The 13,202-nt window shown below is 50.8% G+C and carries 12 protein-coding genes; all 12 read left to right on the top strand.

Going from position 1 to position 13,202, the window contains the following annotated elements; genetic code table 11:
• Nucleotides 1-373 precede the first annotated feature (373 nt).
• The 12 genes from trpE to PGL01S_RS10140 all read left to right on the top strand — a co-directional run bounded on the left by trpE (nt 374) and on the right by PGL01S_RS10140 (nt 13,176).
• On the top strand, nt 374-1,936 hold the full coding sequence (gene trpE, locus PGL01S_RS10195; protein ID WP_127494150.1) for an anthranilate synthase component I: 1,563 nt from the start codon (nt 374-376) through the stop codon (nt 1,934-1,936).
• 1 nt (nt 1,937) lies between these two features.
• Entirely contained in the window at nt 1,938-2,990 is a 1,053-nt protein-coding gene (gene trpD / locus PGL01S_RS10190) for an anthranilate phosphoribosyltransferase (RefSeq protein WP_127494148.1), read from the top strand.
• Nucleotides 2,980-3,777, top strand: coding sequence for an indole-3-glycerol phosphate synthase TrpC (gene trpC, locus PGL01S_RS10185; protein WP_127494146.1), 798 nt, complete (start codon nt 2,980-2,982; stop codon nt 3,775-3,777). Before trpD ends, trpC begins: the two co-directional genes overlap by 11 nt.
• Complete coding sequence (locus PGL01S_RS10180; RefSeq protein WP_127494144.1) at nt 3,774-4,436, top strand: phosphoribosylanthranilate isomerase; 663 nt, start codon at nt 3,774-3,776, stop codon at nt 4,434-4,436. The genes trpC and PGL01S_RS10180 overlap by 4 nt, the downstream gene beginning before the upstream one ends.
• Entirely contained in the window at nt 4,433-5,629 is a 1,197-nt protein-coding gene (gene trpB, locus PGL01S_RS10175; protein WP_127494141.1) for a tryptophan synthase subunit beta, read from the top strand. The genes PGL01S_RS10180 and trpB overlap by 4 nt, the downstream gene beginning before the upstream one ends.
• Nucleotides 5,626-6,432, top strand: coding sequence for a tryptophan synthase subunit alpha (gene trpA, locus PGL01S_RS10170; RefSeq protein ID WP_127494139.1), 807 nt, complete (start codon nt 5,626-5,628; stop codon nt 6,430-6,432). Before trpB ends, trpA begins: the two co-directional genes overlap by 4 nt.
• A 203-nt stretch (nt 6,433-6,635) precedes the next feature.
• The gene (gene hisC, locus PGL01S_RS10165; RefSeq protein ID WP_127494137.1) at nt 6,636-7,733 is read left to right on the top strand and encodes a histidinol-phosphate transaminase; all 1,098 of its coding nucleotides are present in this window, start codon (nt 6,636-6,638) and stop codon (nt 7,731-7,733) included.
• A 4-nt stretch (nt 7,734-7,737) separates the two neighbouring features.
• Nucleotides 7,738-8,829, top strand: a complete 1,092-nt coding sequence (locus PGL01S_RS10160) for a prephenate dehydrogenase (protein ID WP_127494135.1) — start codon at nt 7,738-7,740, stop codon at nt 8,827-8,829.
• A gap of 515 nt (nt 8,830-9,344) precedes the next feature.
• On the top strand, nt 9,345-9,941 hold the full coding sequence (locus PGL01S_RS10155; RefSeq protein ID WP_127494133.1) for an RNA polymerase sigma factor: 597 nt from the start codon (nt 9,345-9,347) through the stop codon (nt 9,939-9,941).
• Complete coding sequence (locus PGL01S_RS10150; RefSeq protein WP_127494131.1) at nt 9,938-10,540, top strand: anti-sigma factor; 603 nt, start codon at nt 9,938-9,940, stop codon at nt 10,538-10,540. Before PGL01S_RS10155 ends, PGL01S_RS10150 begins: the two co-directional genes overlap by 4 nt.
• Nucleotides 10,541-10,653: 113 nt before the next feature.
• Nucleotides 10,654-11,253, top strand: coding sequence for a histidine phosphatase family protein (locus PGL01S_RS10145; protein WP_127494129.1), 600 nt, complete (start codon nt 10,654-10,656; stop codon nt 11,251-11,253).
• A gap of 741 nt (nt 11,254-11,994) precedes the next feature.
• The gene (locus PGL01S_RS10140) at nt 11,995-13,176 is read left to right on the top strand and encodes a hypothetical protein (RefSeq protein ID WP_127494127.1); all 1,182 of its coding nucleotides are present in this window, start codon (nt 11,995-11,997) and stop codon (nt 13,174-13,176) included.
• Nucleotides 13,177-13,202: the final 26 nt, after the last annotated feature.

Here is a 13,202-nt window from a genome sequence, read left to right as displayed (position 1 = left end):
GGCCTAATCGGTAGTATATTGGGTACTAACAATAGTTAGGCAAGAGAAGAGTAGCAAGTTAAAAGACAGGTTTTTTAGAATGAAACTTGAAACGTCATCACAGGATGGCGCGGATGTTTCGCTTAGGTAGCAGGCTTTTAGTTGAGTTGAGATGAGTTAAGCAGAGATGAGTGCAGGACAGTTGAGAATAGAAGGCTTGATTACCGCAGCTAAGCGTAGCAGATAGCATAACTATCGTGCGCCTTAGGTCTATTCTTTATTTTGTTCGCAATCTTATTTGTCATCATCCATACATTCAACGCCCCTGCTCCCGGCAGGGGCTTTTTTAATGCCCTTCTAACCCATACGCGAGTACCAAGAGGAGGAACCCCCCATGACAAATGAATTGCAGCAAGTAACGAAGCTGGCCGACCAATACAATATTATTCCGATCGTACGCTATATGCTTGCGGATACGGAAACACCAATCAGGCTGTTCCAGCATTTTGCGAAGGAGCAGCACGCGTTCCTGCTTGAGAGCGTAGAGGGCGGAGTGAAATGGGCGAGATATTCATTTATCGGGACGGATCCTTTCATGATGCTCTACGGGAAGAACGGCAAGATGGTACTGGAGCATAACGGAGAGAAGCAAGTGTTCGACGAGAAGCCGATTGAGCTCTTGAAGGCTCAGCTGCGCGGCTTCCGCAGCCCGTCGCTTCCGGAGCTCCCGCCGTTTACGGGCGGTGCGATCGGATACTTCGGATACGATTTGCTCCAATATTACGAGAACCTCCCGGCGCACCGCATCGACGACTTGCAAATGAATGATTTGCAATTTATGTTCTGCGACCAGGTTATCGTATTTGACCACTTCAAGCAGCAGCTGCAAATTATCGGGAATGTTCATATTCCTCATGCGGCTACCAACGCGGATATCGAGAAAGCTTATAACCGTGCGGTAGCCAAGATCGAGGCAACAATCGAACGCGTGCAGCAGCCGATTACGGTTCCTGCAACATCGGGTTCGTCGATCCCGGTTGATCCCGAGCTTGGCGATGTACAGTCCAACCTGACGAAAGAACAGTTTATTTCGAACGTTGATCAGGCAAAGGAATATATCCGAGCCGGCGATATTTTCCAAGTCGTCTTGTCGCAGCGCTTCAGCATCGAAACCGAGGTTGATCCTCTTCACGTATACCGCGTGCTTCGCACGATGAACCCGTCTCCTTATATGTACTATTTGAAAATGGGAGATGAAGTGATCGTAGGCACATCGCCTGAAGCGCTCGTAAAGGTTAACGGCGACCGCAAAGTCGAGACACGCCCGATCGCTGGAACTAGGCCGCGCGGCAAGACGCCGGAGGAAGACAAGGCGCTTGAAACGGAATTGCTCGCCGACGAGAAGGAACGGGCGGAGCATCTGATGCTGGTTGACCTTGGACGCAACGATATCGGCCGGGTGTCGGAATTCGGCACGGTACGCTGCGACGCTTACATGGAGATTGAGCGTTACTCGCATGTCATGCACATCGTGTCCAACGTATCCGGCAAGCTTCGCGAGGACAAAGACTTCTTCGATGCTTTCCTGTCCTGTCTGCCGGCTGGGACGGTATCCGGCGCTCCCAAGCTTCGGGCGATGGAAATTATCGCCGAGCTTGAGAACGAAGCGCGAGGCGCTTACGCAGGGGCAATCGGTTATCTCGGATTTGGCGGATCGCTGGATACATGCATCACAATCCGGACCATTGTGTTCAAGAACGGCAAAGCCTATGTGCAGAGCGGAGCAGGGATCGTATGGGACTCCGTTCCGGAGAGCGAATATATGGAGACGGTTAATAAAGCAAAAGCGTGCCTTAAGGCGATCCGCGCTGCGGAAGCGGTTTTTGGCATACGGAAGAGCCCGGCTGAACAGGCGGTTAACGCGGACTACTATGTAACAAGCGGAGAGGTGTTGTAAAATGAGTTTGGTGACAGAACAGGTAACGATGCAAGGAGCTTTAAACAAGCTGATGAGCAGCACCGATCTGACGCGTGAAGAAGCCCGGTCGGTAATGGATATTATTATGAGCGGCAACGCTACTCCTTCGCAAATTGCGGGCGTAGCGACTGCCCTGCGCATGAAGGGCGAGACGAAAGACGAGATTACGGGGTTTGCGGAAGTGATGCGCCAGCATTCCAGCCATGTCCAGACGAAGCAGGAAGGCTTGCTTGATACTTGCGGAACCGGCGGTTCCGGTATTCATAAATTCAATATTTCCACGGCTTCCGCAATTATCGCTTCGGCGGCCGGCATTCGCGTCGCGAAGCACGGCAACCGGGCGATGTCCGGCAAAGCAGGCAGCGCGGATGTACTCGAAGCACTTGGCGTGAACATTACGCTGACTCCGGAGCAAGCATCCAAATGCTTGAATCAGATTGGCATCTGCTTCATGTTCGCTCAGCTGTATCATCCGTCTCTCCGCCATGCGGCTGCGCCGCGCCGCGAGCTTGGCGTCCGCACGATCTTTAATATGCTGGGTCCATTAACGAATCCGGCTGGCGCCGATCGTCAGCTGATCGGTTTGTACGACCGTACCAAAACGTCCACGATCGCAGCCGTATTAAATGAGCTTGGCGTGAAGCGGGCGATGGTTGTCAGCAGCGTAGACGGATTGGATGAGATCAGCATTTCGGCGCCAACCCAAATTTCCGAGCTGCGAAACGGCGAAGTGGTTACTTATGAACTGACTCCGGAAGAGCTGGGGCTCTCCCGCTATCCGATTTCCGAAGTAATCGGCGGAGATCCGGAGACGAATGCGGCGTTGATCCGTGCGATTTTCAACGGCGAACAACGCGGCGCGTACCGCGATATCGTGCTCGCTAACGCGGGAGCTTGCATTTATGTAGGCGGCTATGCGGATTCACTCCGCGAAGGCGTTGCGCTGGCAGCCAAAATGATTGATACCGGCATGGCAAATCAGCAATTGCAAAAGCTTATTCAGACGACAGGAGAGTTGACTCATGTTTCTTGATAAAATCGTAGTAACGAAGCGGGAAGAGGTTGCTCATCTCGCTTCGGGCTTCCAGTTATCCGAGTATGAACGCCAAATCGCATCGCTTCCCGAATGCCGCGGCTTCGAACGCGCGCTAACGGCCGGCCGCAAACGGGATGTCGGCCTGATCGCGGAAGTGAAGAAGGCATCCCCATCTAAAGGTCTTATCCGTCCTGATTTTCATCCTGCCGAACTTGCGGCTGCTTATGAGCGCGCAGGCACGGACTGTATATCGGTGCTGACGGACCGCGATTATTTCCAAGGGTCCAATGAATACTTAACCCTGATCAAGGAGACGGTCAGCAATCCGCTTCTCCGCAAAGATTTTATTATCGATTACCGTCAGGTATACGAGGCTCGTGTTATTGGAGCGGATGCGGTACTATTAATAGCAGCCATTCTCACATCTTCCGAGCTGTCGGAGCTGTATGATACGGCAAAATCGCTTGGCATGGACGTTCTCGTTGAAGTTCATGACCGCGAGGAGCTGGAGCGGGTTCTGGAGCTTGATAAAGCAACCCTGATTGGCGTTAATAACCGCGATCTGAAATCCTTCGTAACCGATCTCCGTACGACTGAAGCACTTATTGATCTCATGCCAAAAGGAGTTACGGTTATAAGCGAAAGCGGCATTGCGGGTCGAAACGATATGGATTATCTTCAATCCGTCGGCGCGCAAGGCGTCCTGATCGGCGAACATTTCATGCGCCAGCCGGATGCCGGACAGGCTGTTATCGACCTGATGGGTCCGGTGACGCGGGCATGACGGCATCGCCAAGAATCAAGATTTGCGGATTGAGGGATTCCGCTACCATCGCGGAGATGAACGGGCTTCCTTTTCATGAGATCGGCTTCGTGTTTGCGCCAAGCAAACGCCAGGTCGATGCGGAAACCGCTGCAGCTCTAATTCGGACAGCCAAGCAGCTTCAGGCAGCTGACGGTGTGGCGCCTCAAACGGTAGGCGTCTTCGTTAATCCCGGCATGGAGGAGCTGACAGCGATTGTTGCGAAAGCGCCTCTGGACGTCGTGCAGCTGCATGGGCAGGAGACGCCGGAGTTTTGCCGTCTGGTTAAGAACCGCTTGGATAAGAAGATATGGAAAGTATTCTCTATCGGAAAAGACGGCGCTGATGCACATGATCGCGTGTCCGCCTATGAGGGTGCCATTGACGCCATACTGATCGATACAGCCGGCGGCGGTACGGGACAAACTTTTGACTGGCAGCTCATTACGGACTATCAGAATGCGGCAGCAGCCATCGGTGTTCCTTTGTACGTGGCGGGAGGACTTCATCCCGGCAATGTGGAAGAGCTTCTGGCAGGCCATCCGGTTGACGGTATTGACGTATCGAGCGGTGTTGAGACGGACGGCCGTAAAGACATCGAGAAGATTAGACTATTCGTTGGAAAGGTGATAGGACGATGAACCAAGTACCAGACGAAAACGGGCGCTTCGGCAAATTTGGCGGCCGGTATGTACCGGAGACGCTGATGAACGCTTTGCTGGAGCTCGAAGAGGCTTATAAGCATTATTCGCAGGACGAATCTTTCAAGCAAGAGGTTCATGATCTTCTGCACAAATATTCGGGACGCCCTACGCCGCTTTATTATGCGGAACGGTTAAGCCAGCATCTTGGCGGAGCAAAGATTTACCTGAAGCGCGAAGATTTGAACCATACCGGCGCCCACAAAATCAATAATACGATCGGGCAGGCCGTGCTTGCCAAGCGCATGGGCAAAACAAAAATCATTGCCGAAACCGGCGCAGGCCAGCACGGCGTCGCATCGGCAACCGTTGCCGCATTGCTTGGACTGGAGTGCAAAGTATTCATGGGCGAAGAAGACATGAAACGCCAGCAGCTGAACGTATTCCGCATGCAGCTGCTTGGAGCGGAGGTTGTTCCCGTTATGTCGGGCACCCGCACGCTAAAGGATGCCTGCAACGAGACGCTCCGCTATTGGGTCAGCCATGTAGACGATACGTTCTACATTCTGGGATCGGCAACGGGGCCGCATCCTTACCCGATGATGGTCCGCGACTTCCAGCGTATTATCGGGGATGAATCCCGCAAGCAGATCGTCGAAGCGGAAGAGCGCCTTCCGGACTATGTGGTTGCGGCGGTTGGCGGCGGCAGCAATGCCATCGGTATTTTCTATCCGTTTATTAAAGATGAGTCTGTCCGTCTTGTTGGGGTCGAAGCAGCGGGACGCGGTATTGATACGGAAGAGCACGCAGCGACGATGACTATGGGCAGCCACGGCGTATTCCAAGGCTCGATGAGCTACTTGCTGCAGGATAAATACGGCCAGGTTCAGCCTGCGCATTCCATCTCGGCGGGGCTTGACTATCCGGGCATCGGACCGGAGCATGCGTATTTGAAGGATTCCGGCCGCGCGGAATACTTCCCGATTACCGATGCGGAAGCGCTTGACGCTCTTCAACTGCTGTCGCGCACGGAAGGAATTATTCCGGCATTGGAATCCGCCCATGCGATTGCGCAGACGATTAAGCTGGCTCCAACCCTTGATAAAGACAAAATTGTCGTTGTCAGCTTGTCCGGACGCGGCGATAAAGACGTGGAAGCGATCATGGGTTATCTGGGAGGTGCAGAGGCATGAATTTGATTGATGCTGCTTTTGCCAAATTAAAGCAAGAAGGAAAAACGGCGCTTATTCCGTTTCTGACGATTGGGGATCCGGATATCCCTACATCAATCGCTATTATTAAAGAGCTTGAAGCAGCGGGCGCGGATCTCGTGGAGCTTGGTGTCCCTTATTCCGATCCGCTTGCAGACGGTCCCGTTATTCAACGGGCATCCGAACGCGCGCTTAAGAATCGCATTTCGATTCTGGATTGTATCGAGACGGCTGCGCAAGCCCGCGAAGCCGGCGTCAAGCTGCCCTTTATTTTGTTTACTTATTTCAATCCAGTGCTGCAATTCGGCCTGGAGGACTTTATGAATCTAGTCGTAGAGAAGGGGATCAGCGGGCTTATCATCCCGGATCTTCCGATTGAAGAGGATGAGGAAGTGCGTACGCTGGCCGAAGCGAAAGGCGTTCACCTTATTCCGCTGGTGGCTCCAACCTCGAAGGATCGCGTTGTCCGCATTTCCAAGAAAGCGCGCGGTTTTGTCTACTGTGTTTCCTCCCTGGGCGTAACGGGAGTCCGTGCCGAATTCCACAGCGGCATTGACGATTTCCTTGCAACGGTTCGCGAAGCAACGGACCTGCCGATTGCCGTGGGCTTTGGCATTTCCAGCCGCGAGCAGGTGGAGCGCTTCGAGAAAACCTGCGACGGCGTAGTCGTAGGCAGCGCTATTGTGCGCAAAATCGAAGAAACGCTTCCTCTATTAAGCGATTCTTCGAAGCGGGAAGAGGGATTGGCCGAAATCCGCAGCTTTGTTGCCGGATTGAAGGGCTGATGCGAAAGGACAGAGCTTGCCGGCTCTGTCCTTTTTTATTTCAAGCATTTGCGCTGTCTGTAAAATGGATGGCAAAGCCTATTCGCCTAGTGAGCTCCAATTCCTATTTTACAAGACGACCCTTTAAAACCTTTACAAGATGTGAGACAATAGAAAACATGCGGTTAGCCAATATGGCCAATATGACAAAGAGGTGAATGGCGATGCAGCCAAAAAGCAATATCGTGCATCTCCCTGTTTATCAGCCGGGAAAACCGGTTGAAGACGTTAAGAGAGAGCTTGGATTAGACGAGGTTATCAAGCTTGCTTCCAACGAGAATCCGTTCGGTTACTCGGAACAGGCGAAAGCAGCTATCATAAATGAATTAGGTCAAATTTCAACCTATCCGGACGGTGCAAGCTTTGAGCTTACGGCAGCTGTAGCGGCAAGATACGGAGTAGAGTCCAATCAGATTATTTTTGGCACGGGCTCGAGCGACATTATCCTTATGCTGGCGAGAACCTATCTTGCTCCGGGCGACGAGACGGTTATGGCCGACGAAACGTTCTCCCAGTACAAACATAACGCGGAGATCGAAAATGCCCGCATTATTGAAGTGCCATTAAAGGACGGCAAACATGATCTTCCGGCGATGCTGGCCAAGATTACGGACCGTACGAAGCTGGTATGGGTATGCAATCCGAATAACCCGACCGGCACGATCGTCACGGAAGATGAACTTACCGCTTTCCTCGATCAGGTTCCTAAGGATGTTCTGGTCGTATTGGATGAAGCGTATTGCGAATTCGTGGAAGAGCCCGGTTTCCCGGACGGCATTAAGCTGCTGAAGAAATACCGGAACTTGATCGTGCTTCGCACCTTCTCGAAAATTTACGGTCTGGCCTCGCTGCGTATCGGTTACGGAATCGGCCACGCGGATGTCATCCAATATATGAACCAAATCAGAGAGCCGTTTAATACGACCCGCCTCGGACAAGTAGCGGCAAAAGCCTCTCTTGCCGACGATGATTTTATTGCGTTCTGCCGCAAGCAGAACCGCGAGGGAATCGAATACATGTCCAGTCAATTCGACCGTCTTGGCTTAAGCTACTTCCCGGCGTACGGCAACTTCGTTATGGTTGATACGAAGCTCCCTTCTGCTGACGTTTTCCAATCGCTCCTTCGTAAAGGAGTTATTGTTAGATCGCGCTGGACGTACTATCCGACCCACATCCGCGTCTCAGTGGGCACTCCGGAGCAAAACGAAAAGTTCATCGCGGCTCTTGAGCTAGTTCTGCAGGAAGCGGCGGTGCGCGGATAGCCTTATGACGAAGATCGCGATATTTGGGGTAGGATTGATTGGCGGTTCATTGGCGCTCTGCTTCAAAGGCAAGCCGGAGCTTACCGTTGTAGGTTACTCGAACCGTCAGTCCTCCGTTGAAAAATATATGAAGCGGGGAGTTGTCGATTACGCGACAACTTCCTTGCGCGAAGCTGCTGAGGGCGCCGATTTTATTTTTCTGTGCGTGCCGGTAGGCAAGCTTGAAGAATACGTAACGGAGCTCGGCAAGCTAAATTTGAAGCCAGGCTGCATCGTAACGGATGTAGGCAGTACGAAAGCTTCGGTGGCCGAATGCGGCAGAAGACTGGAGCAGAATGGCGTGTCGTTTATCGGCGGCCATCCTATGGCCGGCTCCGAACGCTCCGGCGTTGAAGCAGCCTCCACGAATCTGTTCGAGAACGCGTTCTATGTACTAACACCGGAAGAGACTACACCGCCGGAAGCTTTGGAACGGCTGAAAAACCTTCTGGTTCATACAAGAGCGCATCTTGTCAGCGTTGATGCCAATTCGCATGACGAGATTGTAGGGGCAATCAGCCATCTGCCGCATATGATCGCGGTAGCGCTCGTTAATCAGGTCCGCGGCTACAATGAGAATAACGGCTTGTACGAATTGCTGGCTGCCGGAGGCTTCCGGGACATTACGAGAATCGCGGCAAGCGATCCGATCGTCTGGCGCGATATTCTAATTAATAACCGCGAAGTTCTGCTGAAGCTTCTGAGGGATTGGAATTCGGAAGTGGAGAAGTTTGCGGTGATGCTGGAAGCTTTGAACGGCGATGCGATTGAGGAAGCTTTCCAGACAGCCGGAGAGTTCCGCAGCAAGCTGCCCGAGCGCCGGAAAGGCATGATTCATTCTTTATACGATTGTTATGTGGATGTACCCGATCATCCCGGCATTATCGGCAATATTGCCAGCGAGCTGGGCAGTGCCCGGATTAACCTTAGCAACATCAATATTATCGAGAGCAGGGAAGATGTTCCCGGCGTGCTTCGTTTATCGTTCCGGACTCAGGAAGATTTGGATCAAGCGATGGAGCTGCTCGGCAAAACCGGTTATACCGTTCGTCAATAAAACCTCGAAAGAGGTTTTTTTGTTTGTTGGCGGATGAGAAATTTTATGGACAAAAAAGTTTAAGCGTTTTCAAAAAAACCGTTGACATTGTGGAAGCGTATACATATAATAAAAGTACAGTATGGTTTCTCTCCACTCCTATCCAAAACTATAGCGTTCAATATGAATGCTGACCACTCTTCGGAGTGGTTTTTTTTTGTTCTTTTTTTGTGGACATGCCGTTTGCTCCAATTCCGACAAAATCCTGCACACTGGAAATTAGAGTTTATTTATTTTTTGAGACTAATGCAAAGAGGTATGTTACAATATCGAAGGACAGTGGGTATTGTTAAAATATGGATTAAAATCCTTTTTGTCGAAACAAGAAGGATTTTGGCTCTTGCGACTCGAATTACATACATCGTATTTATTGATATTTTTTATGATAATGACCGCAACTTTTCGCTTCCGGTTCGGTATAAGGATACATAATCGAACTGGGAAGAAGAATTCGCAGGTGAGGAGGTTCGCCTGTCATGACTGATTCCCAATTAATACGTGAGATTAAGGACGGTAACATCGAGCTCTATTCGGAGCTGATGCGCCGTTACCAACGCAAGATATTAGCATTTATCTATCATATGTTGAAGAGTGCCAAGCTGGAGCTGCTCGCTGAGGATTTGTGCTCGGAAACGTTTTATAAAGCATACCGCAGCCTCCATTCCTTCCGCGAAGTGGATGCCTCTTTTTCGACGTGGCTGTATACGATTGCACGAAATACCGTGCTTAGCGAACTGCGCAAGCAAAAGTCTGCCAACGTTCCTCTCGATGAGTCGAATATGATGCCTGCCGCTCCCCCGGATCAGGTGCCAGAACAACATGTTCTGCGCAACGAACGGATGGCGATGGTCCGAGAAGCGATCAACAATTTACCTGAAAAACAACGCTCGGCACTCATTCTGCGGGAATATGACCAGTTAGACTATCAGGAGATCGCCAATATCCTGGGCCAAACGGTAAGTTCCGTAAAATCGTTGTTATTCCGGGCACGAGCCAGCGTAAAGTCGCAGCTTGAGCCTTACTTTGGCGAGACGCCGATGATGGAAGAATACGAAGGGATGAACACACGATGAAATGCGATGACGTACAAGACAGGTTCGATGTCTTCGGATGCTTATCAGAGGAAGATGCCGAACGTGAAGCGATGGAAGCCCATTTGCTCGACTGCGAGCATTGCGCGGAACAATACCGTCTGTGGGAAGAAAGCGAAGAATTGATCCTTCAGCTTTCCGAAGAGGAAGAAGTTGTTACCGCCCAGATGGAGCATGTCAATCGCAGCGTTATGGATCGCATTTATGCTGAACAATCGTGGTTAATGCCGGTTTCTCAGAAAAGCTATTATTTTTCGCCTGCTTTCAGGCGTAACCTTGCTATTGTGCTGTCCGCTTGTTTAGCCATATTCGCGTGTTCGCTTATTTTTTTCATCAAAGGCAACGAACACGGCACGCCGGAAGAAAAGATGGCTCAATTAACCGGATTAATGGATACGGCTAATGCGTCCGGCAGCGATTTTGTCATTAGCGCAGAATTTGAAGTTCCCGTCGCAAGCGTTAGCGATCCGTTCGTTCTGCAGGTCGTCCCAACCTACCCGCAATATTGGGTAGCTCTTTCGCTTCTTGGAGTTGTGATGACGTTGTTAATCTTGAACTGGTTGTCTAGAACGCGAAGCTAATGCACAAGCTTAACTAAGGTGTTGTATAGATATTCAACCTCTAACCGTGACCGTTTATTTCGGCGCCGCGATAGAGGTTTTCTCATTTATATTCGGAAAGGCAGGAATCGCAATTGATCATTGGCATGGTACGACACGGCAATACCGATTGGAATGCTTTAGGGAAGATTCAAGGCCAGACCGATATTCCGTTAAATGAGCTTGGAAAAAAGCAGGCGAATGCGCTAGCCTCGCGATTGAGCCAAGATGAGAAGCTGTGGGATGCGGTAATATCGAGCGATCTCCAGCGCGCTCGCCAGACGGCTGCCGTTATTGCGGATAAGCTGGATATTCCGCTGCTGGACGGCGATCCTCGGTTGCGCGAACGCAATTTCGGCGAAGTCGAGGGACTGACCCTGCCCGAGAGAGTGGAACGTTGGGGCGAGAACTGGCGTGAAGTTGCGCAAGGATTGGAAACGGACGAGGAGGTCCGTGCCCGGGGATTGGCATTCCTGCAGGATTGTCAGAAGCAGCGGCCGGAATGCAGGCTGCTCGTGGTATCCCATGGCGGGTTCCTGGCGCAGATGTTTGACACGCTTTGCGTCGACCTTGAGAAGCAGCATCTGGGCAATCTTTCTTACTCGATTCTCCAGTTTAAGGATGAACAATGGGCTCCGCTTCTATATAATTGTACTCGTCACCTAGAGGAGGAGCAGGGAGTAACGACGAAATAATGGTGGGTTCGAGCTTACCATTCTCGGAAATGTATCTCCTTCCGGCCGCTGTTGTCATTCTGAATATGGATTAGATTTTATAAGGTGTATTCAGAAGTGACAAAGGCGAACGCTTCGCTCCTCCAGGAGATACATTTACCGTTCATTCCCTCGTCAATTTATTTTTTACAACAATTCAGGCTGCCGTTTATTTGGCAGCCTCTTATTATGAACAGCAAGGGCTGCCGTTTACTTGGCAGCCCTATTTGCTGTTCCCGCCTTTGAATTTTATCTGGCTTTTTTGTGTGAAAAACGAGCAAGCGGAAGCGGAGCAAGCAAATGTTCATTGAGAAGCGCAGCGGTAAGTACGAAAAATTTAGGGCTGCCAATATTAATTGCAGCCCTATTTGCTGTTCCCGCTTTTGGATTTTAAAGGCTTTTTTGTGTGGAAAACGAGCGAGCGGAAGCGGAGCAAGCAAATGTTCATTGAGAAGCGCAGCGTTCGCTTTTGATAGCCGGATTCCCCACCATACAACTTCGAATCGAAGGGAATCCGGTATCAACGGCGATCGAAAGAACATTTGCTTGCGCAGCGTGCATCACGCGCATCAAGCGAATTTAGGCACTCAATGTGAAGCTTTTTCACACAACTAGTTTTAAAATTCAAAATTCTTCCCATAATGGTACTAATTATTGCTAGCGAATCAAATAAGCTCGCGATCGAGACACAAACGGCGGGCAGTTGCGGAAAGGAGAGATACCATGAATTTGTCGGATATGTTGGGCTATGCGGATATTCAGCAGTTGAGCCGGATCGCCTCCGTGTATCAATGTGAGTGCAATGGCCACTCAAAAAATGATTTGATTCAGTCTATTCTCTCAACCGTCAGCCGGAAAGATGTATTTGAGGCGCAGATCAGCAGTATGAAACTGGACGAAATGCGGTTCTTGAACTCCTTGTTATTCGAATCGAGAGATTCCTTCAGCCTGGAAGAGCTGATTGCAAGGGTTCAGCAAAGCAAGTTTGGCGAGCTAGAGCCCCCAGCGGAAGAACCGCCGCAGAAGAAAACGAAACGCACGAAGAAGAAGCAAGCCGAGGCCGAAGCGCCCAAAGAATCCGGACCACGCGAGATGATCTCCAGGTTCAAGCATCAAGGTTGGCTGTTTAACGGAGTAACAGGAACCAATCGTTATATGTTCCAGGTACCGCAGGATCTGAGAGTGAGATTTCGCGAGACGCTTCGCAAGAAGTTTACGGCAGAGCTGCATTATACGGATGAGCCGCATATGTACCGGGACGAACAAATGCTCGTGCAGGAAGACGTTTATCAGCTGCTTCATTATATTTATCACAATGAGGTTCAGTTGTCGGCGGATGGCTCGATGTACAAACGGTTCAGCGGACAGATTTTGGAAAAGCTGGCCATCTCGGAAGAACTGCCTGGTAAGGGCGAGTGGCGATTCGGGTACGGCAGACATTTTCACCATTATCCGAACCGGATGTCTCTCCTGTTTGACTATTGCAGCTATATGAAGTACTTCGTGGAAGATGGTCTGTTATTGGTCTTATCGCCGAGCGGCGAAGAGCGGTTGCGCAGCAAACCGGCCAATGAAATGGAGCAGATTTACAAGTTCTGGCTGAAACTGTACAAAGGGGCAATTCCCAACATTCATGCGCTCGTGCATTGGATGAATAGTTTGGCGGAGCAATGGGTTACGGCTGCTTCACTCCGCAAAGTGCTTATCCCTTTCGTCAAACCGTTCTATTACGATTCAGCCGACAGGGTGCTGGATGTACGGTTAATGGGAATGATGGTTCATCTGGGAATGCTTCGGATCGGCGAGCATCAGGAGCATGGAACGGTTGTGCGGATGACCAAATTGGGAAGGGCCCTTGTCGCGGGAGTAAATCTCGAAGATCAGGATGGGATGTTTCTCTACTAGTTTTTCTATGAAACCAACTAGGCGAT

It is taken from the genome of Paenibacillus glycanilyticus NBRC 16618, from assembly GCF_004000805.1.
GTDB classification, from domain to species: domain Bacteria; phylum Bacillota; class Bacilli; order Paenibacillales; family Paenibacillaceae; genus Pristimantibacillus; species Pristimantibacillus glycanilyticus.
The sequence above is the reverse complement of the archived record's forward strand: the minus strand, read 5'-3'. Positions and strand labels throughout refer to the sequence as shown.